Source organism: Pseudomonas sp. SWI36, assembly GCF_002948105.1.
Classification (GTDB): Bacteria; Pseudomonadota; Gammaproteobacteria; order Pseudomonadales; family Pseudomonadaceae; genus Aquipseudomonas; species Aquipseudomonas alloputida.
The window spans coordinates 2,418,825-2,441,434 of sequence record NZ_CP026675.1; the positions used below are offsets into that span (position 1 = coordinate 2,418,825).

General features: G+C 56.1%; 21 protein-coding genes. 14 read left to right on the forward strand and 7 right to left on the reverse strand.

All coding sequences use genetic code 11. The annotated features are described in order from the left end of the window. The first annotated feature begins 123 nt into the window (after positions 1–123). From C4Q27_RS11630 to C4Q27_RS11645, 4 genes are read left to right on the forward strand one after another with little or no spacing between them, the layout of a single operon-like run. Complete coding sequence (locus tag C4Q27_RS11630; protein WP_049798467.1) at positions 124–1,023, forward strand: TnsA endonuclease N-terminal domain-containing protein; 900 nt, start codon at positions 124–126, stop codon at positions 1,021–1,023. Next, positions 1,016–3,184 carry a Mu transposase C-terminal domain-containing protein gene (locus C4Q27_RS11635; protein WP_104886849.1) on the forward strand — a complete coding sequence of 723 codons (2,169 nt, stop codon included), beginning with the start codon at positions 1,016–1,018 and terminating at the stop codon, positions 3,182–3,184. The genes C4Q27_RS11630 and C4Q27_RS11635 overlap by 8 nt, the downstream gene beginning before the upstream one ends. Next, the gene (locus C4Q27_RS11640; protein ID WP_104886850.1) at positions 3,181–4,629 is read left to right on the forward strand and encodes an ATP-binding protein; all 1,449 of its coding nucleotides are present in this window, start codon (positions 3,181–3,183) and stop codon (positions 4,627–4,629) included. The genes C4Q27_RS11635 and C4Q27_RS11640 overlap by 4 nt, the downstream gene beginning before the upstream one ends. A 24-nt stretch (positions 4,630–4,653) precedes the next feature. Next, on the forward strand, positions 4,654–6,132 hold the full coding sequence (locus tag C4Q27_RS11645; RefSeq protein ID WP_104886851.1) for a TniQ family protein: 1,479 nt from the start codon (positions 4,654–4,656) through the stop codon (positions 6,130–6,132). On the opposite strand, the gene C4Q27_RS29310 is transcribed toward C4Q27_RS11645, so the two are convergent. Further along, entirely contained in the window at positions 6,104–7,027 is a 924-nt protein-coding gene (locus tag C4Q27_RS29310) for a TniQ family protein (protein WP_158666132.1), read from the reverse strand. The two genes, C4Q27_RS11645 and C4Q27_RS29310, sit on opposite strands and share 29 nt — an antisense overlap. Before the next feature lie 173 nt (positions 7,028–7,200). Between C4Q27_RS29310 and C4Q27_RS11650 the strand changes: the two genes are divergently transcribed. The 3 genes from C4Q27_RS11650 (at position 7,201) to C4Q27_RS11660 (ending at position 8,473) form a co-directional block, all read left to right on the forward strand. Continuing rightward, on the forward strand, positions 7,201–7,671 hold the full coding sequence (locus C4Q27_RS11650; RefSeq protein ID WP_044047197.1) for an antitoxin Xre/MbcA/ParS toxin-binding domain-containing protein: 471 nt from the start codon (positions 7,201–7,203) through the stop codon (positions 7,669–7,671). Between the two features lie 143 nt (positions 7,672–7,814). After that, entirely contained in the window at positions 7,815–8,147 is a 333-nt protein-coding gene (locus C4Q27_RS11655) for a DUF2790 domain-containing protein (protein WP_044047196.1), read from the forward strand. A gap of 137 nt (positions 8,148–8,284) precedes the next feature. Further along, positions 8,285–8,473, forward strand: a complete 189-nt coding sequence (locus C4Q27_RS11660; protein WP_016489899.1) for an AbrB/MazE/SpoVT family DNA-binding domain-containing protein — start codon at positions 8,285–8,287, stop codon at positions 8,471–8,473. Between the two features lie 105 nt (positions 8,474–8,578). Here C4Q27_RS11660 and C4Q27_RS11665 read toward each other — a convergent pair whose 3' ends face one another. From C4Q27_RS11665 to C4Q27_RS11690, 6 genes are all read right to left on the reverse strand, one after another. Further along, positions 8,579–9,034: a DUF411 domain-containing protein gene (locus C4Q27_RS11665; RefSeq protein WP_044047194.1), complete on the reverse strand. Its 456-nt coding sequence runs from the start codon at positions 9,032–9,034 to the stop codon at positions 8,579–8,581. Next, positions 9,024–9,806, reverse strand: a complete 783-nt coding sequence (locus tag C4Q27_RS11670; protein WP_104886852.1) for a cytochrome c — start codon at positions 9,804–9,806, stop codon at positions 9,024–9,026. The genes C4Q27_RS11665 and C4Q27_RS11670 overlap by 11 nt, the downstream gene beginning before the upstream one ends. 10 nt (positions 9,807–9,816) lie before the next feature. After that, positions 9,817–10,932, reverse strand: a complete 1,116-nt coding sequence (locus C4Q27_RS11675; protein WP_104886853.1) for a copper resistance protein B — start codon at positions 10,930–10,932, stop codon at positions 9,817–9,819. Continuing rightward, a complete protein-coding gene (locus C4Q27_RS11680; protein WP_104886854.1) occupies positions 10,922–11,245 on the reverse strand; it encodes a hypothetical protein in 324 nt (107 codons plus the stop codon). Before C4Q27_RS11680 ends, C4Q27_RS11675 begins: the two co-directional genes overlap by 11 nt. Positions 11,246–11,259: 14 nt before the next feature. Next, positions 11,260–13,269, reverse strand: coding sequence for a copper resistance system multicopper oxidase (locus C4Q27_RS11685; protein WP_104886855.1), 2,010 nt, complete (start codon positions 13,267–13,269; stop codon positions 11,260–11,262). Positions 13,270–13,450: 181 nt separating this feature from the next. Next, positions 13,451–13,657 (reverse strand): co-regulatory protein PtrA N-terminal domain-containing protein, encoded by a 207-nt coding sequence (locus tag C4Q27_RS11690; RefSeq protein ID WP_019470284.1) that lies wholly within the window; start codon positions 13,655–13,657, stop codon positions 13,451–13,453. Between the two features lie 165 nt (positions 13,658–13,822). On the opposite strand from C4Q27_RS11690, the gene C4Q27_RS11695 reads away from it, so the two are divergent. The 7 genes from C4Q27_RS11695 to C4Q27_RS11725 all read left to right on the forward strand — a co-directional run bounded on the left by C4Q27_RS11695 (position 13,823) and on the right by C4Q27_RS11725 (position 22,593). Then, positions 13,823–14,500, forward strand: coding sequence for a heavy metal response regulator transcription factor (locus C4Q27_RS11695; RefSeq protein WP_104886856.1), 678 nt, complete (start codon positions 13,823–13,825; stop codon positions 14,498–14,500). Then, positions 14,500–15,906: a heavy metal sensor histidine kinase gene (locus C4Q27_RS11700; protein ID WP_104886857.1), complete on the forward strand. Its 1,407-nt coding sequence runs from the start codon at positions 14,500–14,502 to the stop codon at positions 15,904–15,906. The genes C4Q27_RS11695 and C4Q27_RS11700 overlap by 1 nt, the downstream gene beginning before the upstream one ends. Positions 15,907–15,942: 36 nt before the next feature. Further along, positions 15,943–16,290: a hypothetical protein gene (locus tag C4Q27_RS11705; RefSeq protein ID WP_104886858.1), complete on the forward strand. Its 348-nt coding sequence runs from the start codon at positions 15,943–15,945 to the stop codon at positions 16,288–16,290. A gap of 87 nt (positions 16,291–16,377) precedes the next feature. Continuing rightward, entirely contained in the window at positions 16,378–17,628 is a 1,251-nt protein-coding gene (locus C4Q27_RS11710; RefSeq protein ID WP_104886859.1) for a TolC family protein, read from the forward strand. Then, positions 17,625–19,088 carry an efflux RND transporter periplasmic adaptor subunit gene (locus tag C4Q27_RS11715; RefSeq protein WP_039614981.1) on the forward strand — a complete coding sequence of 488 codons (1,464 nt, stop codon included), beginning with the start codon at positions 17,625–17,627 and terminating at the stop codon, positions 19,086–19,088. Before C4Q27_RS11710 ends, C4Q27_RS11715 begins: the two co-directional genes overlap by 4 nt. Further along, positions 19,085–22,243 carry an efflux RND transporter permease subunit gene (locus C4Q27_RS11720; protein ID WP_104886860.1) on the forward strand — a complete coding sequence of 1,053 codons (3,159 nt, stop codon included), beginning with the start codon at positions 19,085–19,087 and terminating at the stop codon, positions 22,241–22,243. Before C4Q27_RS11715 ends, C4Q27_RS11720 begins: the two co-directional genes overlap by 4 nt. Further along, a complete protein-coding gene (locus C4Q27_RS11725; RefSeq protein ID WP_104886861.1) occupies positions 22,240–22,593 on the forward strand; it encodes a copper-binding protein in 354 nt (117 codons plus the stop codon). Before C4Q27_RS11720 ends, C4Q27_RS11725 begins: the two co-directional genes overlap by 4 nt. Positions 22,594–22,610 lie beyond the last annotated feature (17 nt).

Sequence of the window (22,610 nt, forward strand, 5' to 3'; positions counted from 1 at the left end):
CAATCCTCTACCCAACGCTGTGACTGTTGTCCTGGCTTAGCCCGCTCTCTGGGGTGTCCCCTGTGCACGACACCTGTCCTCGTCCCGGTCGAGCGGGTCGCCCAATTTTGAGCGACTCGAACAATGGCATCCATGCCCATAGCTCCGGTCAAGGCTGCACATCGCAAGCTGATGACCCAGGCAAAAATAGATAAGAAAATTCAATCGGGTCGTGGGTGTGGAGTTAGAGATTCCTATAAGCCATGGATCAAAGTGTGGGAGATCAAATCAAAGGGTGTCTCTCATATGATCGCGGGAGTTAAAATTCACCGCACACACCACCTGCTGTCCAATGCAGAGCGAGATTACTTAACTGTACTTGAGCACGATGCCTCGATCATCGATATCCGAGAGCAGTATCCTCTGCTGACACAGGCTGAGACCCAAGCAATTGCCTCAAGTATTAACTGTCGCCACCCTGTATATCCTGGCACGCAAATACCTGTCGTTATGACGACGGACTTTCTCGTTACCTTCTTAGATTCCTCTGGCGAAACAAGGCTAGCTGCTCGATCAGTGAAATACCGAAAAGAGTTTGAGCAAGCTGATCTTCAGGCGCGTAATCGAATAGCAGAAAAGCTAGCCATCGAAGAAAAATACTGGGCAATGAGGGGGGTGGACTGGAAGCTGGTCCTGCATGAAAACCTCTCAAAGATAAAATTAGCGAACCTCAAGATTCTCAGGACATACGCCAGTATTCATCCCTCGTTACCGACGGAGAAGAACATCGGCAATTTGCTTGGATACATTGAGGAGGCAAAGACGGATCAAATACCGTTAAAAATTCTTTTGGATAAAGCGTCTCGTGACCTTTACATTGAATATATGGGGGTAAAGCGCCTCTTCCATCACCTGCTATGGAACGGTCGTTTAGAGTCAGATCTTACCTCGAAAATAATAAGCATGTCGCAGCCGTTGCACGTATGGCCGAATCAAAGGTCAGCGGCTTTGTCTCTGCCAAACGAGGTTTCCCATCATGCTTGATCTTAAAATCAACAGCATTGTCACTCCTGGCGAAGAACCTAGCCTACTAAAAAAAGCGGTTCGGATTTTAGGCATAGATGATGATTCTGTAATTGTGATTGAGCTGAGTACGAATCCCAGCAAGCCGTGGCAGATCGAGCGGTCCGTTTTGATTGACGATATTGACGCAGGGCGCGCAATCTTAAGTCGAGAAATGGTGCCCTTACATCTGCTCAGAAGTGATGATGAAATTAGTGAAAATGAAAAATCGAGCCGAAATCGTAACTGGAGCCTTATAAGAGGGTTAGTAGAAGATCGCTCCGCCTTGGAAATTCTTGGACCGGGTTTTGGAAAGCTGGTTGCTAGGCATGCCCTAGAGACAGGAGTAGAGCGTAAACAGATATACCGGCTTCTATACCGCTACTGGAGCATGGGGCAGACACCTAACGCGTTTCTATGGAGCACTAGTGCTTGCGGTGGTCGGGGAAAGAAAAAGGATCGATCCTCAGGCATTATCCCCGGTAGGCCGCGTAAGTATCGTGGTGTCGTTGTCAATGATGGTGGTGCCATCACGCTCGAACCGCGCCATCTCTCTCATATCCGTTTGGCTTACGGGCGGGTTGCTAGCGGCAAATGCGGCACCCTGAAAGATGCACATAAGTGGATGTTAAACAAATTTTATAGAGAGACTCTGCCAGACGGCTCGAAAGGAAATATTGTACGCGGCAGTTACCCGACTACTACCCAGCTCAGATATCACGGTAAGCTTTTTTTCGATGATCTTTATAAACTTAAGGTGCGTGGCGGTTCTGTTCGATACAACAAAGATCATCGTGCTATCGTTGGCGCAGCTTCCCAAGGCCTGATGGGTGCGACCCATCGATATGAGATAGATTCCACCATCGCTGATGTATATTTAGTGCATCGCGTTAACAGGCTATGGCTCATAGGACGCCCCATACTTTATGTGGTCGTCGATACCTTTACTAGAATGATTGTAGGGATTCACGTGGGCCTTGAGGGTCCCAGTTGGAATGGGGCTCGACACGCGATATACAATGCTTGCACCCCAAAGGTCGATTTTTGCAAGCGATACAATGTTGAAATAGATGAGGCTGACTGGCCGTGCTCGCACTTGCCAGTCGAAATTGTTGCTGACCGGGCCGAACTTCTAAGTGAGGCTGGGGCAACGCTGTCGCAAAGCTTGGGACTAGCGGTGCAAATTTTGCCCCCCTTTAGGCCTGATTGGAAAGGGATCATCGAAAGCCGCTTCCGTCTGATCAATGAACACCTGGACTTGAAATTTGTTCCAGGCGGAGTAGATGCTCGTAAAATGGAGCGTGGTGATAGGGACTACCAACTCGATGCGATTTTGGATATCGACGAGTTCACAGAAATGGTTATTGTAGGGGTCTTGGCGCACAATAAGAGCCTACGCATACCACACCTATTAAGTCGCGAGATGATTGCCGACGGTATAGAAGCGACGCCTATAGCAGTTTGGAATTGGTCTAAAGCTAATAGTCCTATCAATTCTAAAGTGGTTTCTCCGGCTGAGTTGAAAATTGCTTTACTGCCCTCTCAAGAGTGTCGTATCAGTCGAGGCGGTATTGTTTTCCAAGGCGTCCAATATACATGTCAAACAGCCTTGCGTGAGGAGTGGTTGGAGCGCTCGCACAATCTGCGGACGAAGTATGTTCGAGTATTCTACGATCCTAACTCTATTGAAAATTGTTGGATCAAGTCCGAAGCAGGTTTTGAGGCTTTAACTATTGTACCGCAGCAACGGCAGAAATATGGTGGACTCCGTATGGAGGAGGTTCTTGATATGGTCCATGTCTTGAACCAAGTATCGCCGGATGCCCGTTATGACAGTGACAATACTGCGGCGCTGGTAAGGGGGCGGCAAGAGGAAATCCTTGACCGGGCCAAAGCCAAACGTGCCGCACAGGGTGACCCGAAATCGAATGCAGATTTCAAGCGGGACAAACGTGCCAAGCGTGCGACCGAAGCTCAGACCGAGCGCGATTCCCATACCGCTGATCTGAATCAGCTACGCGTTGTGGATCACACGCCCCTTGCGGGAGAAAATTCTAGGCCAGTCACCGGCAGGCCCAGTTCCACAAGAAGCGCGGCGTTTCTGAAACTGGTAGTCAGCGAGGGTAGCGAGACAGAGACATGAACGATTTGACCTTCTCCCCCGCAGAATATATTCCTACAGGCATGCCTCAATATGATGGCAACCCGCTGATTGAATGCTTGCCTAGAATTCTCTCGGATGTTGATGTGGTGAGGCGTGTTGGGAACCTTCCGCCGAAGCCCGACGAGGCCGAACGAGCGTTGCCACCGAAGCTTCGCGGCCATGGGATCAACCGGCTCAAAGATGTTGTGGTTCCATTCGAAATCCACTTGCGCCTCGAAGACCTATTCAGCCAGCTGATCCGCTACGGCTATTCGGGCCGAAATCCGCTGTTGGCCTCATCTGTTAGGCATCGATTGCCTTCCTCAGCAGATGCCAAGCGCCATGGATTCATGTCCACCGCTGAGACGATGACCCTGATTGGCTTGAGTGGTATGGGCAAGACCACAGCGCTTAATTCCATAGCAAGGCTTTATCCGCAGGTGATCAGTCACAGCAGATATAAAGACGCGATTCTCATCGAAACCCAGGTTGTGTGGCTAAAGATTGAGTGCCCTCACGATGGCTCGTTGCGCGGTTTTTGCGCAGCATTCTTCTCTGCACTGGACGCTGCGTTAGGTGTCGAAAAATACTCTCGCAGGGGCGGTGCCGCCAACAGCATCAGCGTAATGCTCCAGCACATCAGTCAGCTGTGCAAAACCTTTTTTATCGGTGCTTTGATAATTGATGAAATGCAGCATCTTTGCTCGTCGCGAGGGGGGCAGGATCGGGAAAAGTTACTGAATTTCTTCGTAACTTTATCCAATGATGCGGGCGTTCCGCTTGTCTATGTAGGGACCAACGCAATGCTTCCGCTTTTTTCTGGTGTGTTGCGTAATGCCCGAAGAGCGGCGGGGATGGGACCAATCGCCTTTGACCGTTTCAGCGAAGACGATCCGTTTTGGCATCACTTGGTGTCCCAACTCTGGGCCTATGACTGGACGGAATCTTGCGCTCCCCTGACGAGTGACCTCCTGTCCAAGATCTATGATCTCACCCAGGGCAATACAGATTTCCTAGCGAAACTGCTTATGCTTGCGCAGCGTCATGTTATTTGGGAAGGAATCGACGCCATTACGCCAGCCGTGCTTCAGCAGGTGTATGACAATCAAATGAGGCTTTTGCACAAGCCCATCGAGGCCCTTCGAAGCGGTGATCCTCTTCAGATTGCTGATTTCGAGGACATGATGCCTACAAAAGACCAAATCGCTCAGATGATGAGCTACGACTTGGCTCGCCGGGCGGACCGGGCTCATCTTTCGCTACTTACACAGACCGCGATAGCACCTTCACCTCTAGCAAAGGACAAATCGGTGCCGAAGGCTCCGAGTCGTACGGTCGTACCGGTTGCTGACGGCGCGTTAACTAACGTGCATTTTTCGAAGGACGAAGACCTTCAGGCTCAGCTCGAACAGCGCGGCTGGGTGGATAGGGATTCTTCCTGGTAATTTGACGCAGGGGAGCTCAGGGCAGTGGCTAACCTTCTGTTCTTCCCCCAGCCGTTTCCGGACGAGTCGCTCTATAGCCTGGCCGTGCGCTATCACAAGCTAGCAGCGAATCAGGGATACCGAGCGACCAGCCAAGAGCTGTTCGGTAGCTACTCGCGTACCTGCGGTTCCATCCTGCCGTGCTGCTTAGAGGCTCTGTCTGAACGTCTCAGAGGCGCCTTCTCTGTAGGAGAGCTGATCGAGCGCTTCACGCTTTTACCGCTTTTTCTGCCTTTTTTGGACGACGAGAAGGGCCGCGATGCTGCCGTTCTAATGGGAGGTAATCGAGGTACAGGCCTCAAGATGGCCTTGGGCATTACAGCATCGCGTTTCCTCCAACACGCCTCGTTTAGGTATTGCGAGAGCTGCGTCAGAGAGGACATTCTGGAGTGCGGCTCAGCTTATTGGCATCGTATTCACCAAGCATCGGGCACTTGCATTTGTCCACGCCACAGCGAAGTACTACAGGCGATTAGATTCCCCGGATGCTCAGATTGGCGTTGTATGTTGCTTCCGGGGGAATCTGCTGGAACGCCGGTTATGGACTGTGGTGACCACAGCGGGGCCGTTGCCATTGCCCACATGCAGCTGTGGGGGCTAGACCATCCCAATGAGATGAAAACGATTCTGGCTGGAAATTTGCTCAGGAACCGTTTGGACGAGATGGGTTTTATCAGGTCTGGACGAATTAGAGAGCAGATGCTGAGAGATTTTTTAACCAGGCGACTTCGGTGCAGTCCTAGCGCCGCCGAATTCGAAGAAATGGTTCGATCCGCTGAGTGGGTCTTTCAGATATTGCGGCGACAAGGTCGAACCGTGCAGCCTTTCAAGTTCTATTTTCTCTGCTGGCTCCTTGATCTAGAGCTGGAGCACCTGAATACCTACCGTCTAGAGGACGTTAATCGCGCTGGTATTGTGGTCCGGCCTGATGAACCGAATAACATCATCCCTGACGATGACCTTCACGCCCGGCGAATAGCGTTTGCGAAGAGTACGAATCTCAAATGTCATGACAAGCCGGGCTATCAGTGGTTGTACCGCCACGACAGGGAATGGTTGGCCCGTTATGTTGCTGGGAACCCCTACCACAGAGACCGAAGAATTTTGATCGATTGGCAATCCAGGGACTCGGCCCTTGCGTTGGAGCTCGCTAAAGCGAAGACGATGATTCTTTCTGTAGACGGAAAGCCTCAGCAGGTCACCCGCGCTGCTCTATGTAGGCGTGTCCTAAACGCTCATGCTTTCCTCAAGATGCCGGACCACTTTCCGATGAGCACTACGTTGATGGCGGGTTTACTTGAGTCTACTCATGACCATCAGCTACGTAAAATCCGGTGGGCAATTCGAGAATACTCGCTGACTGAAAACTGTGCGATGAGTGTTTTATACCGTTATGCAGGAATAAGAATATCTCGCGTATCCGAAGATGAAGTCTTTACGCAGATACGTGACGATATGGATTAGTTTTCATGGCTTCGTGCAAAAGTTTATTGAATATGACTGTTTTCTTCTCCCGCAGCACGTCTTGCTCATCCTTATTATTTAGCAAGTTGAAATAATTTTCAGCGGTGTGGCATCCAAGAAACACATAGATAGGATATTTGTCGCTGGTAGAGATACTGGCATGGGTGAGTCTCGAAGTTATGCCCATTTCTTCGTTGATCAGTTTGGAAATATTCAGCTGGGTTTTTTCGAATGCGCTAGTTCGATTTATCATGAGGCTTGCATATGCGACAAAGTCTGCCATTCCATCCTTGATCATAGGGCCGCTATAGTCCAAAAGGTCTGCGACAAATTTGGCATACATATGACGGTTTGATCCGAATTCTCGCTTTTGACGTTTTGACCATGTGTTAAGCTTGCTGCACTTGGCTAGGTGATTAATCTCGTGCTTTTTCATTGGTATTGAGCAGGTCGGACATGTCTCGATTAGAGCGCAGGCATGAGTACTGCACACCTGTACGGAACCCAATACGTGCCTGCGATGAATATAGGGGCTTCCGCAATTATCCAAGTCTTCGCGAACACAATCTGGACAAACTTTTTCCCAAGTTTTCGGTGTGACGATTGCGGTCGCTCGATGACGCCCGAGGGCAGCTATCATAGGATACAAAGTGTGATCGCTTAAGGCTAGGTCCGAAATCTTGTGCTCGTCTAGCAGCTTTGGGTAATAGAATTCTTGATGCGGCCGCCACTCTGTTTGCAACTTCCCCAAAGTCTTATTAATTCCGAACCCAATACGAGGTTTCGCTTTTATATAGAAATCTTCAGTTTTCAACGATTTAATGCCTAGGAGCTCATTGCCGCGCTTAAGCGCAGATGCGATATATTCTCCAGGTAATGGTGTGAAAATTTTCATGCAATGATGTTCTGGAAGACGAGTGGTATGGCATTTTAGTTAGAAGACACCGGTACTGCATACACATTAGTGATCGTTTTGGGCTAAGGTGTGGAGGTTAAAGGGCGTCGGGCGTGCTTGGGAATCAAATTCGATCTAGTCTGACAGCCAACGCACAAGAGGAGGTCGATGCAATGAATCCTACAAGCACGCCCCCACCTGTTGAATCGCAGGCTTTTGCACCAACGTTCCACTTGGTTCATACCGACCTTGATGAGTTGAGCCAGCTGGAGCTCCTGCGTCTTGTCCAAACAGGATTTTTTTTCAGCGACGTGAAATGCATGGTCGAGTCCTCAAGCCTATTCAAGGCTCGTAACCTCGTCAGGCGAATCACAGGAATATCGACCAGAAGCGTTCACCGTCTGAGCCATTCCGTTCAGGCCCATCGCCTGGATGCCCAGCAGAGCGCGGTGGCGTTTCAATATGCGAAAGGACTGGAGCTTGCGTCGAAGGTATTTGGCTCTCAGATGCTCGCGGAGCAGTGGCTTTGTCGGCCGTGCGGCCGTTTGATGGGGTTTGTACCCTTCGAGATGCTCGACACGTCGCTCGGATTCAGCGTGGTAGCGGACTATCTTGAGCGTCTTCGCCTGGGTGTCTATCAGTAGTGTGCCTGAGGGGAATTGGTATGCCGTGTAGACGCAACGCTACCTCCATCTGCAAGCCGGACTTACAACCTTGTAATCCCCGTATCACTCAATTGACAGCGACAAACTCCTAATCTTCAGTCACGTCTATTGGAGTGATTGAAATGAAAGTCATCAAAAGCATCGCGGCCATCCTGGCCATAGTGGCCTCCTCAACCGCGCTCGCCGAAGGAGGATCCGACCGTCTATACGGGAAGATGATTCAGGCCAATGAGCAAGCTATGCGAGCTTATGCGGCCGTCAATGATATGAAGCCACCGGAGGTGATCCATTATCGCTACGGGATGCGGCTCGACGTGGCGAGAGTAATCAGCATGACATCGACCAAGGCGAGCTGTGACGTGATGCCAGCACAGATGAACTACGAGGATTCCAATGGAGACCTGAAAATCCTTGAGTACCGGACCGCTGGTATCGGTTGCCGGGGCCAGAACTGAGCACTGATCGAGCGGGCAGGACTTACGCTGATAAAAAGCCGGGTTGAAGCGTCAATTCCGGCGATTGATCGCCTGGTTACCGGCTTTCATGACTGGTGGAGTACGATGAGAATTGGTAGCTCAGGCAGGACAGCCCAATGACTCAATCAGCGCGCACCACGGTCAAGTGCCTTGATCCCGGCGACGGCTCCGGCGATGTGATTGTGGAACTACCCGACGACATTCTGCGCGAGCTCGGGGTCACGACGGGCGACAGACTCTCCATCGAGCTTATCAACGGCGATATCGTACTCAAGCCAGTCCGCGAGCGCCGTGAATCTGATTAGCTACGCTTTGCAGGCCCTCTGTGTCGTCGTGTTGAGCTGATGAAACTTTCTAGCGGGGATTTATGGGACGGCAGTCAGCCTACTGCCGTCCTTCTGGTCGGTGCGTTATTTGGCTGGATAGTTGGCGACTACTTGGTCCTCGCCGCTTTTGGTCAAACCAATAACCTGGTAGGCATGGCTTACACCATCAACCTCCATGCCTGGGGATCCAGCTGGCATTCCTGGCACGGCGATCCCTACCAGATCGTTCCGCTCCTTGAGTTCTCGAATCTGCTCAGCTGGCACGTGACCTTCAACAAACTTTCCGTCAATCACGGCTGTGTGGCAGGAGGCTAACCGTGGCGCTACGCCCAGCTTCTGTTTCACTGCGCTCATGTCCGTCTCAACATGGTCGGTCACTTTGAAACCATTGGCTTCCAGGTGCGCGATCCACTTCTTGCAGCAACCGCAGTTCGCATCTCGGTGAACGTCGATGGACAATGACTCTGCGGCGTAGGCCGCCGAGGCCACCAGCAGCCCAGCGATTGCGGCTAGCCGAACGAGTATCCGGTTAGTTGGCATGAGTGTGCTCCTTACCGTCTTTGTGAACATGCGTCTTTGTCGACGATTTCGGGTGGGCGTCCGAATGGGCTTCGGCCGCATTGTGGTCACCGTGATGATCTGCCGCTTGGGCGGCGCCTGCGGGTGCAGCTCCATGGTCGTGAGCTGTCTGAGCATGGTCGTCATCTGCCGCTTCGTCGTGATCGCCACGCTCGGCATGACCGCTCCCGCCGTGCTGGCCCTCATGATTATGCATATCGCTTTCACCGCCGCCGTGCTGATGGCCGCCGCTCGTGGCCACCAACGCCTTGTACTGCTCAGGATTCATTTGGGGCAGTTGGTCAAGGAACGCGACTATTCCCCAGATGTACTCATCACCCATGCTCTTGCCCCAGGCGGGCATGCCGGTGGCTTTGATGCCGTGCTTGATCGTCCAGAATGCGGCAGCCGGATCGTCTCCGACACCCACCTTGGTGAGGTCAGGTGGCGACGGGTATAGCGCTTGGCTGAGTTCTGTCTTTCCAACGCCAGGGGCGAGGTGGCACCCAATGCACATGGCGTTGTAGTTGCCTGCGCCTGCCTTGATCAACGCAGCGTTCTTCAGGTCAGGCACTTCAATGTCTCGCGCTCGAACCTCAATCGACCGGTCGCGAGCCATGGCGAGAAACGAATGGACAGCCGGGAAGTGAGGATCATCGGCGCCGACATTCACCAAGCCGAAATACGCGGTGCCCAATACCGCAGCACTTCCGACAGAACCGGCCACAAGCAGCGTTGTAATTGTTCTTTTCATGTTGGAATTCTCAGAACCACATCCTGATACCGGCAACGAAGCGTGCCTCATCAACATCTCCACCCTCGTCTCGGATGAAGTCAGCGGTGTTGCCGTAGGAGCGGCTCCAGGTAAAGCCTATGTACGGGGCAAACTGGCGGACGATTTCATACCGTAGACGCAGCCCGACTTCGGTATTGGCCAGACCCGATCCAACACCGCGCTCAGGATCGTTCTTGCCATAGAAGTTCGCCTCAGCCGTGGGCTGCAAAATCAAGCGATTGGTCAGCAGGATGTCGTATTCGCCTTCAAGACGCGCAGCAGTCTGGCCGTTTTCGCCGATGAACGCCGTAGCTTCGGCCTCGAAGTCATACAAGGCCATGCCCTGAATACCAAAGGCTGCCCAGGTCTGCGGTGATTCCGGTTTGAAATCCTGACGGACCCCGGCGACCACGTCCCACCAAGGACTGACCGAGCGCCCGTATAGCAGTTGCAGCTCAGCATCTTCGGTTACCCCGTTGGTGCGCTCGCCTTCCGACCGAACCCAGAGTCGATTGATGTCGCTACCTACCCAGCCAGATGCATCCCAAGCCAGGGTGCTGCCCTCATCGGCGTCCTGGTATTCGAGCTGGTCCAACAGGAAGAAGCTGTTGATTCCGCTGTCGTGCACCTGGTGGCCACCCAAAGGCGGAAAGGCTGCCTCGCGGTCGGCATCAGTGAGCACTGGAATCGGCGTGCGGCTCGTTGTGGTCGGAGAAGTCGCTGAACCAGGATTCATCTGGGAATGGTCCATGCCCTTCATCGAACCGTGATCCATGCCCTTCATGTTTCCATGGCCCATTTTGCTGTGGTCCATCTTGCTATGGTCCACCGGGCTGGATTTGCTCTGGCTTTGAGCATGCCCCATCTGGCTGTGATCAACAGGGGCAGGCTGTTTCTGCTGTTTGCTCATCCCCATCTTGCTGTGATCCATCGCCGGCATCGATTCGGACGGAGCAGCATCCATTTGCATGGAACCGTGCCCCATTTTCGAATGATCCATGCCCGAGTGATCCATTTCTTCAGCGGCGAAGCTGGGCGTTACGCCCAGCATGCCGATTGAAACAGTCAGGGCCAGCAGCGAAGGCCGCCAAAGGCTATTGACCATCTTTCCCTGCCTTAGCTTTGTCGCTGCCATGCGATTCCATCATTTTGTCGTGGTCCATGCCTTCCATCGAGCCATGGTCCATCCCCTTCATCGAGCCGTGGTCCATACCTTCCATGGACCCATGGTCCATGCCTTCATGGTTCATGCCCTGGCCATGCTTGTCCTGCGAACCTTTGGCTTTACCGGCCTCGGTGGATTTCTGGGAATGCTGATCGTGGTTGTCGCTAGACCACGACGACGGGGCATAAACAGCCAGCATGCCGACCATCGCAGCAGAGAGGAAAAAGGCGCTTCGTTTCATTGGTTTGCTCATCTCAAATCTCCAGTTCATTCGTCCACACGGACTTCTCGGAACATGCCCATTTCCATGTGGAACAGTAGGTGACAGTGATAGGCCCAACGTCCCAAGGCATCTGCGGTGACGCGATAGCTTCGTTTTGAGCCAGGTGGCATGTCGATGGTGTGCTTGCGAACCATGAAGTTGCCGTTCTCGTCCTCCAGATCACTCCACATACCGTGGAGATGGATGGGGTGAGTCATCATGGTGTCGTTGACCAAGGTGATGCGAAGACGCTCGCCATATTTCAACCGCAGCGGTTCAGCGTCGGAGAATTTGATACCGTCGAACGACCATGCGAACTTCTCCATGTGGCCGGTAAGGTGCAGTTCGATTGTGCGTCCAGGCTCTCGACCATCGGGATCGATGAAGGTGCTCCGCAAATCGGCGTAGGTCAGCACTCGGCGCCCGTTGTTGCGCAGGCCAATTCCCGGATCGTTCAGCTTCGGGGTCGGCGACATGGTCTGCATATCGACCAACGGGTTGTTGGTCTCGGAAGTCGGATGGCTCTGCATTGCACCGCTCATGCCGGCCATGCCCTCATGACCCATCCCAGCCATCTTGCTGTGATCCATGCCGGCCATGTTGCCGTGGTCCATTCCAGCCATCTTGCTGTGGTCCATGCCGGCCATGTTGCCATGGTCCATTCCAGCCATCTTGCTGTGGTCCATGCCGGCCATGTTGCCGTGATCCATTCCAGCCATCTTGCTGTGGTCCATGCCGGCCATGCTGCCATGGTCCATCCCAGCCATCTTGCTGTGATCCATGCCGGCCATGTTCCCTTGGTCCATGCCAGCCATCTTGCTGTGATCCATGCCGGCCATGTTCCCTTGGTCCATGCCAGCCATGCCGCCGTGATCCATTCCGCCCATGCTGCCGTGGTCCATGCCCATATCGCTCATGGCGATGATCGGGCGTGGATCTACCTCCGGTACGGGCGCTTGCAAGCCTTCACGAACTGCCAGGGTGCCTCGGGAGTACCCGGTACGGTCCATGGATTGCGCGAAGATCGTATAGGCCTGCTCGTTTTCAGGTTCGACGATGACATCGTAGGTTTCGGCAACGGCGATCCGGAACTCATCGACCGATACGGGTTTGACGTACTGGCCGTCAGCAGCCACAACCGTCATCTTGAGCCCAGGAATCCGGACATCGAAATAGGTCATGGCCGAGCCGTTGATAAAGCGCAGGCGGATCTTCTCGCCGGGCTTGAAGAGTCCCGTCCAGTTGCCGTTCGGAGCCTGGCCGTTCATGAGGTAGGTGTAGGTATACCCGCTCACGTCAGCGAGGTCGGTGGGGCTCATCTTCATTTCAGCCCACATCTTCCGATCCGCTACAGCGGCCGACCAGCCTTTCTCGCTCACATCGTCAACGAAGTCGCTAACAGTGCGCTTGTGGAAGTTGTAGTAGTCAGATTGCTTCTTGAGTTTGGAGAGCACCCGCGCCGGGTCTTCATCCGTCCAATCGCTGAGCATGACGACGTAATCACGGTCGTACACAAACGGCTCCGGATCCTTGGCATCGATCACCAACGCCCCATAGACCCCGGACTGTTCCTGGAGGCCTGAGTGGCTGTGATACCAGTAAGTGCCGTTCTGGTGGACCTTGAATTTGTATTCGTACATGCCATCGGGAGCGATGCCGTGGAAGCTCAAGCCCGGCACACCGTCCATGTTGGCGGGCAGGATGATGCCGTGCCAGTGAATGGAGGTGTCCTGTTTCAGCCGGTTGCGTACGCGTAGCGTCACGGTGTCGCCTTCGCGCCATCGCAGGATCGGCCCTGGCACGGAGCCGTTGATGGCCATGGCCGTACGAGCTGCACCCGTTATGTTGACGGGCAGTTCACCGATATACAGATCGAAGTCCGTGCCGCTGAGCACGTTCGGTTGGCCAGGGCTGGACACGGCCCAGACCGGCGCGCGCCACATGCCGAGCCCACCCAGAATTCCGGTAGCGGCCAGGCCTTTGACGAAAGATCGTCTCGTCGTTTTGCTTTGCATGCCGTTGCGTCCAGTCAGGTAGATCGCTGATATCCAGGCTGCTCGATGGCGCAGCCCTTGGGTTCATTGGAGCACTCACCAGTCTCGTAGACTTTCGCCACTACGCGAGGCTGATGAGAGGCCGTAGTCTGAAACTGCCATAGTTCAGATTCCGGGGTGATTACATTTCTGTAAGCTCGGATCAGCAGCTTTCGTGGCCCGCGTGCTTGCTCGACTGGGCGGCGACTGGGGCCTGCTCTTTCTTCTCCTGCGCAACCTGGTAGGCCTGCATGGAGCTTTGGCGAGCCGCTTCCATCCGCGCAAAGGTCCGGTCCGCGCCGCCCTCTGCCAGGGCGATGCCTGCCATGCCGAAGGTAACGACCATCACAATTGCTTTGACCATGTTCATCTGGAGATCCTCAGTGGGTTCTGCGCCTCATGGCGTCAGGTACAGGGTCAAGTTAGCTTCGCGGTGCTGTCAGAAAACTGATCTCGACATTACTTTTCCGTCAGCTTCTGGTTGGGCGTCTTTTTTCCTGCAAACTGGAGATGCACCCCGCGTGGATGAGAGCAGATGAAATTACTCGTAGCCGAAGATGAGCCAAAAACCGGTGTCTACCTCCAGCAAGGTCTGACAGAAGCTGGCTTCACCGTTGACCGAGTGACGACAGGCACTGACGCCCTGCAACAGGCACAGAGCGAAGCGTATGACTTGCTGATCCTCGACGTGATGATGCCGGGGCTCGATGGCTGGGATGTCCTGCGCAAGATCCGTGCGGCGGGTCAGGATGTGCCGGTTCTTTTCTTGACGGCCCGAGACGGCGTAGACGACCGCGTGAAAGGTTTGGAACTGGGCGCTGATGATTACCTGGTGAAGCCCTTTGCGTTCTCGGAGCTGCTGGCTCGGGTTCGCACGTTGTTGCGCAGAGGCAACGGTGGTGCTGCTCAAACCACCATGAAGATGGCAGACCTTGAGGTAGACCTGCTCAAGCGTCGAGCTACGCGAAACGGCAAGCGGATCGACCTTACCGCAAAGGAGTTTTCCCTGCTGGAGCTGCTCATGCGCCGACGCGGCGAGGTGCTCCCCAAGTCGCTGATCGCTTCTCAGGTCTGGGACATGAACTTCGACAGTGACACCAACGTGATCGAGGTCGCGATTCGCCGACTGCGGGCCAAGATTGATGACGACTTCGCGCCAAAGCTCATCCATACCGCCCGAGGCATGGGCTACATGATGGATGTGCCGGAGTGATGCGCCCGCAATCATCGCTCGTCAAGCGACTGACCCTGATGTTCATGTTCGCGGTGACTGCTGTTCTGGTGGTTGCTGGCGTGGCTTTCTACGGGCTCAGTCAGCACCATTTCCGGATGCTGGATGAGCAGGCGCTTTCCGAAAAGCTGGAGTCAACGCGTCATATCCTGTCCATCTCAGCAGCGCGAGGCGGGCTCCACGATCAGGAGCAGCAGCTGCGGGCATTGCTCGGCGCACATCAGGATTTGTCGGCGAAAATCACCAAGGCTGACGGTACGGTCCTTTATTCAGACCCCAAAGCTTCCCAAATTCCTCAGCGATTCGAGCAGGCGCACCGGGGTGCGGTCTGGGAATGGCAGGATGAATCGCAGAACTTTCGCGGCATTACCGCCCAGCTGACCATTGCAGGCGAGCCGGAACCGGTGACGGCCGTGCTGATGCTCGATGTCACCACTCACGCGCATTTCTTTGTCACCCTGCAATGGTGGTTCGGCATCGGCCTGGTGATCAGCGCGATTGTGAGCGCAGGCTTGGGTTGGGTCGTGGCCAAGAGTGGGCTTCGGCCTGTTGGGCAAATCACCAAAGTGGCCACCGGGATGTCGGCAAGATCGCTCCGCGAGCGCATTCCGCTGGAGCCCGTACCGCTTGAGCTTCAGGAGCTCATCCTGTCTTTCAACGGGATGCTGGGACGGTTGGAGGATGCATTCGTTCGGTTGTCCAACTTCTCTGCCGATATCGCTCACGAGTTGAGAACGCCAGTCAGCAACCTTCTGACCCATACCGAAGTGGTGCTGACCAAGAAGCGTGACCTGGATGCCTATGAAGAAAACCTCTATTCGAACCTGGAAGACCTCAAGCGCATGTCGCGCATGATCGACGACATGCTTTTCCTCGCCAAGGCGGATAATGGTCTGATCGTGCCCGAGCAGATCGATGTGGAGCTCTCCGAACTCGTATCCAAGCTGTTCGAGTACTACCAGTTCCTGGCTGAGGATCAAGGCATCCAGCTGACCCTACACGGGCAGGGTAAGGTTCGTGGCGATCGCCTGATGATTGACCGAGCGCTTTCCAACCTTCTATCCAACGCGTTGCGCTACACCCCGGAAGGCAACGAGATATCAGTGCAGATCGAGCAGACGCCTGAAAGCGTGACGCTTTCCGTGCGTAACAGCGGGGTAACCATCGATCCCCAGCACATTGGCAAGATCTTCGACCGATTCTATCGAGCCGATCCAGCCAGGCGCGAAGGCGGCCCAAGCAATGCAGGCCTGGGTTTGTCCATAACCCGCTCTATCATCGAGGCTCACAGCGGACGAATCTGGTGTACTTCAGCGGAGGGTGTCACAACATTCTTCATCAGTCTCCCAGCCTCCAAGCGGTTGGTTAGTGCAGCCCCAACCCCTTAATGCTGAACTCATCCCGGTAACCTATACTCGCCCATCATGAATCGGTTCATTCGACTGCTCACCATCCTGATGCTTATCGTGGCGCTTCCGCTTAACGGGATGGCGGGCATCGATTCGGCGACTGAACCTTGCCCAATGCAGGCGATGAGCATGGAAATGATGGCGGGTATGGATCATGACTGCTGCCAGGACCAAGACCTGGGCAAGGCCGGCGATCACGCCAAATCCTGCAAGGTCGGCCAGGAGTGCAGGACTGCCAGTACCGTACAGCTCAGCTTCCTGACGCCTGGGCTCACCTTTGCCAAGCCACGACCTGCCGATACCTACGCGGTAGGCATAGCAACAGGCTCTCCCCCCGATCCATGGCGGCCTCCCCGCGTCTGATTCCCTCTTAATTTCACACCGTCGTTCCGCCTAGCAGCAGGGCGATGGCACGCGCCTGGGCGCTGATCTTTCGAGGAATCATTTTTCATGACTCCCCAACGTTTTCAGGGACGGATAACCATGGCCGTCCTGTTCATACTGCTGCCGGCTGTCTCGGCACAGGCTGCAACGCTGTCGCTGGATGATGCGCTGCAACTGGCTGAACGCAACGCTCCCTCTCTACAGGCCCGCCAGGAGCAGGCATCAGCTGCGCGCAGCGCAGTCATTCCAGCGGGCGAACTACCCGATCCGCGCCTGAATCTCGGGGTACAAAACCTGCCGATTGAAGGCACCGATCGCTGGAGCATGAACAGAGACTTCATGACCATGCAGGTGGTTGGCCTGTCCCAAGAAGTACCGAACCGGGACAAGCGCAAAGCTCGCATAGAGACAGCGCAGGCCACGGTCGAGCGAGCCGATGCCGAGGCGATCTTCGAACGCTTGAAGGTTAGGGCGGCAACCGCACAGGCTTGGGTTACTGCGTACACCGTGCAGCGAAAGCTTGAACAGTTCGACGCTTTCTACAAAGAAAACCAGCTGCTGGCTTCCACGGTGCGGGCCCGCTTGGCCGGAGGCGCAGGCTCCAGCGCCGATACGCTGGCTCCCAAGCAAGAAGCCGCGCAGTTGGACGAGCAGAAAGACGTTCTATTGAGTCAGTCAGCTCAGGCGCGAGCCGCGCTGAAGCGCTGGATTGGGCAGGACGCCGAAGTAGGCGCGCCGACCTTCCCTGTCTGGCCTGTAGACGCAGCTGAATACTTGCACTCCGTCCATGCCCATCCGGAGCTCAATACCTACAACGCCATGACACGCGAGGCTCAGGCCCAGGTACACCAGGCTCAGGCGGAAAAGAAATCGGATTGGTCCTGGGGAGTGGATTATCAGCGCCGTGGCCCGGACTTCAGCAACATGGTCAGTCTGCAAGTCAGCTTCCAGTTGCCGTTGTTCACCAGCTCACGGCAAGACCCGATGATTGCGGCACGACGCGCACAAGTTCGCCAATTGGAAGATGAGCAGGACGCTGCCCTGCGCGAGCATCAAGCCCAGCTTGAAACAGACCTTGCCGAGTACCACCGCTTGCAACGGGCAGTGCGTCGCAGTCGCGAAACACTTTTGCCCCTGGCCGAGGACCGGGTACGCCTCGCTCTCGCGGACTACCGCGCCGGTAAGTCTCCCTTGAGTGAAGTGCTGTCGGCACGCCGGCAGCGTGTGGAAGCACTGCTACAGGATGTGGACCTGCAAGGACAGTTGGCGGCAACAGCAGCGCGTCTGCATTTCGTTTATGGAGAGGTGCGGGCATGAGAAATAGGTCGATTGGTTTGCTCGTGGCTGCTGCCCTTGCTATTGGGATAGGCGCGGGCTTCTGGATAGGTGGAAGAGGTGCGTATTCGCCATCGCAGCCAGTAGGTGAGGAAAAAAAAGCGCTGTACTGGTACGACCCGATGTATCCCCAGCAGCACTTCCCGGCGCCCGGAAAATCGCCGTTCATGGACATGCCGCTCGTGCCCAAGTATTCGGATGACACGGCTGGCGAGGAGCAGCCTGCGGTTCAGGTCTCGGCTGGGCTCCAGCAAAACCTTGGCATTCGATTGGCAACGGTGACGGCTGGCCGGCTGGAACGGACCCTGAGTGTGAGCGGCGTTCTGACGTTCGACGAACGCGACTTCAGTGTGTTGCAGGCCAGAACTGGCGGTTACGTCGAACGCGTCTATGGCCGAGCGACGGGCGACATCGTTGCCAAAGGCGCTCCTCTCGCCGATGTGCTGACCCCGGAGTGGGCTGGTTTGCAGGAGGAATATCTGGCGCTGCGGCATTCCGGTGACGCTCAGCTGACGGCGGCGGCACGACAGCGGCTCGTGCTCGCCGGCATGCCGGCCGACCTGATCAACCGGGTCGCGAGCACTGGGAAGGTGCAGCTCTCGGTCACACTCTCCGCACCCACTGCCGGTGTAATCCAGGCTCTCGATTTGCGACCCGGCATGACGCTGACGCCGGGGGCTACTTTGGCAAGGATCAATGGAGTGGCCAACGTCTGGCTAGAAGCGGCTGTGCCGGAAGCCCAGGCTCAAGGCCTTCGCGAAGGCCAGCCTGTGCAGGCGCAATTGCCAGCGTTCCCAGGCGATCCCATACCGGGCAAGTTGACTGCGCTATTGGCCGATGCCGATTTGCAGAGCCGCACGTTGCGCCTGCGTATCGAGTTGCCCAACCGAGATGGGCGGCTTCGTCCTGGGATGACCGCTCAAGTGGCTCTCCATCCCGGCGAGTCTGCCGAGCAAAGCCTCTTGGTGCCTGCCGAGGCGGTCATCCGCACCGGCAAGCGAGACCTGGTGATGCTGGCTGAAGACGGTGGTCGCTTCCGGCCGGTGGAAGTCGTGTTGGGCCAGGAGAGCAAAGGCCAAGTTGCGGTGTTGCAGGGTCTTCAGGCAGGACAGCGCATCGTCGCGTCCGGGCAATTCCTGTTGGACTCCGACGCTAATTTGAAAGGCATCGAGGCGGCGACGGTGCAGGATAGTCAGCCTAATGCGGGGCCAGCCCTGCATGAAGCGGATGGCCGTGTCGTGCAGATAGACGGCACCCAGCTCACCGTTGCCCACGGTCCTTTCATCACCCTGGGCATGCCAGGGATGACCATGACCTTCCCTGTGGCTGAGCAGTCTCTCCTTGATGGCCTCAAGATCGGTGCGCAGATTCGCTTTGGCATACGCGAACGCGACGAGGGCATGGTAGTTGAGCAGATCAAAGTGTTGGAGGGCCAACCATGATTGCCAAACTGATCCGCTGGTCGGTAGGCAACCGTGTGCTGGTGCTCCTCGCCACGCTGTTTCTGGTGGCATGGGGCTTCGTCTCGGTGCGTAGCCTACCAATCGACGCCTTGCCCGACCTGTCGGACGTGCAGGTGATCATCCGCACGTCCTACCCAGGCCAGGCTCCCCAGATCGTTGAGAATCAGGTGACCTATCCGCTGACCACTACCATGCTCTCGGTTCCGGGGGCCAAAACGGTTCGCGGCTTCTCCGCCTTCGGTGACAGCTTCGTCTATGTGCTGTTCGAGGACGGCACCGATCTGTATTGGGCGCGCTCACGGGTGCTTGAGTACCTGAGCCAGGCGCAATCGCGATTACCTGCGGCAGCCAAGCCGGTACTGGGCCCTGACGCCACCGGGGTGGGCTGGATTTATCAGTATGCGTTGGTCGATCGCAACGGCGGCCATGACCTGTCGCAACTGCGCAGCCTGCAGGACTGGTTCCTGCGCTATGAGCTCAAAACCCTGCCGGATGTCGCTGAGGTGGCCACCATCGGCGGTATGGTCAAGCAGTACCAAGTCGTTCTCGATCCGCTGCGTATGGCCAGCCTCGGTATCACCCAGGCTGAGGTGGTTGAGGCTATAGGCAAGGCCAACCAGGAGACCGGTGGCGGTGTACTGGAGCAGGGCGAAGCGGAGTTCATGGTACGTGCGGCCGGCTACCTGCGATCGCTGGATGATTTCAGAGCGATACCGCTGCGACTGGCTACCAAGGGCGTGCCGGTGACATTAGGCGACGTCGCTACGGTGCAGATAGGTCCGGAAGCCCGCAGAGGCATAGGCGAACTGGACGGCCTCGGCGAAGCCGTAGGAGGGGTGGTGATCCTGCGCAGCGGGAAGAATGCTCGTGAGGCCATCGCGCACGTCAAGGCCAAGCTCGAAACCCTGAAGAAAGCCCTGCCAGCCGGGGTGGAACTTGTCACCGTCTACGACCGCAGCCAGTTGATCGACCGTGCCGTGGAGAACCTCAGTCACAAGCTGATCGAGGAATTCGTGGTAGTGGCGTTGGTATGCGCAGCCTTTCTCTGGCACCTGCGCTCGTCATTGGTGGCTATCGTTTCGCTGCCCGTGGGAATCCTGATAGCGCTGATCGTCATGCGTCATCAGGGTATCAACGCCAACATCATGTCACTCGGCGGTATAGCAATTGCCATCGGCGCGATGGTGGATGCTGCCGTGGTCATGATCGAGAACGCCCACAAACGCGTTGAGGCTTGGCATGCCCGACATCCTGATCAGCCGTTGCGAGGCGAAGCGCATTGGAGGGTAATGACGGAGGCGGCCGTCGAGGTAGGGCCGGCACTGTTCTTCAGCCTCATGATCATCACGCTTTCGTTCATCCCGGTGTTCACGCTGCAAGCCCAGGAAGGGCGACTCTTTGCACCCCTAGCGTTTACCAAGACCTACGCAATGGCAGCGGCGGCTGCGCTATCGGTGACCCTGATTCCGGTGCTGATGGGGTACTGGATCAGAGGGCCACTGCCTGCGGAACAGCGCAACCCGCTCAACCGAGGCCTCATCCGGCTGTACCGTCCGGCATTGGAGGTCGTCCTGCGCCGGCCTCTGGTTACCCTCGCTGGAGCATTGCTCATCCTGCTCAGCAGTCTGTGGCCCTTGAACCATCTCGGGGGCGAGTTCCTTCCTCCGCTCGATGAAGGTGATCTGCTCTACATGCCTTCAGCCTTGCCTGGACTCTCGGCGCAGAAAGCTTCAGAGCTGTTGCAGCGAACGGATCGTCTGATTCGAACCGTTCCCGAAGTGGCCAGTGTCTTTGGTAAAGCCGGCCGCGCCGAGTCCGCTACCGACCCGGCACCGCTGGAGATGTTCGAGACCACCGTTCGGCTCAAGCCCAAGAGTGAATGGCGTCCAGGAATGACCACGGACAAGCTCATCGAGGAGCTTGATCGCACTGTGCGTGTGCCTGGGCTGACCAACATTTGGATCCCGCCCATCCGCAACCGCATCGATATGCTGGCCACCGGCATCAAGAGCCCGATCGGCGTCAAGGTGGCCGGCAGCGACCTGGACCAGATAGACCGGGCCACTCTCGCTGTGGAGCGGGCCGCGAAAAAGGTGCCTGGAGTGACTTCGGCGCTGGCAGAGCGTTTGACTGGTGGCCGCTACATTGATCTGGATATCGATCGCCATGCCGCTGCCCGTTACGGTCTGAACATCACCGACGTACAGGCCCTCGTGGCTGGCGCCATTGGTGGCGAAACCATTGGAGAAACGGTTGAAGGCTTGGCCCGCTATCCCATCAGCGTGCGCTATCCACGCGAATGGCGTGATTCCGTGGAGGCGTTGCGTCAGCTGCCGATCTACACCTCGCAGGGCGGTCAGCTGACGCTCGGCAGCGTGGCCCGCATACGTATCGCTGATGGCCCGCCCATGCTGAAGAGCGAGAATGCTCGCCCCTCGGGTTGGGTGTACATCGATGTGCGCGGCCGGGATCTATCGTCTGTTGTGGCAGACCTTCGTCAGGCGATCAACAGCGAGGTGAAGCTCGATCCAGGCATGAGCTTGAGCTACTCCGGCCAGTTCGAATACCTGGAGCGGGCGAATGCCCGTCTGGCCTGGGTGGTGCCGGCGACGCTGGCCATCATCTTCGTGCTGCTCTACCTGACCTTTGGGCGCCTCGGTGAGGCGTTGCTCATCATGGGCACACTACCGTTCGCGCTGACCGGAGGCGTTTGGCTGCTGTACCTGCTGGGCTACAACCTGTCGGTGGCCACAGGCGTTGGTTTCATTGCCCTGGCCGGCGTAGCGGCGGAGTTCGGAGTGATCATGCTCATCTACCTGAATAACGCTTGGGCTGAGCGTCAGGCCAAAGGCGAAACCACACGAACAGCGCTGCTCGACGCGATCCGTGAGGGCGCGGTGCAACGCATCAGGCCCAAGGCAATGACTGTGGCGGTCATCGTTGCAGGCCTGCTGCCCATCCTCTGGAGCAGCGGTACCGGCAGCGAGGTCATGAGCCGCATCGCGGTGCCCATGGTGGGCGGCATGCTCACCGCCCCCTTGCTTTCACTTTTTGTAATCCCTGCGGCGTACTGGCTGATCCGTCGCCGCGAACTTGCTGTAACTACCCCCAACCTCTCAGGAGAAATCCAATGAAAAAGCTAATTGTCATCGCAGGCCTGGTCACAGCTTTCGCCGCCAGTGTGCATGCCCAGGACATGGATGGTATGGACATGAAGAAAATGCCAGCCTCCGCCGAGGGTGACCAAGGCAGCCAGGCGGCACCCATTGCGCATGCTGAGGGGACAATAAAGGCGCTGGATCCTCAAAGCGGGAAAATCACCTTGGCGCACGGCCCGGTAGCAGAGCTCAAATGGCCGGCAATGACCATGGGTTTCCAAGCTGAACCTGCGCATCTGAAGGGCTTGAACGTAGGAGACAAGGTGAAATTTGGGTTCCGTATGGAAGGAAGCACCGCGAGGATCGTGAGCATCCAGGAACAATGACTCTCCAGCCTTGAATG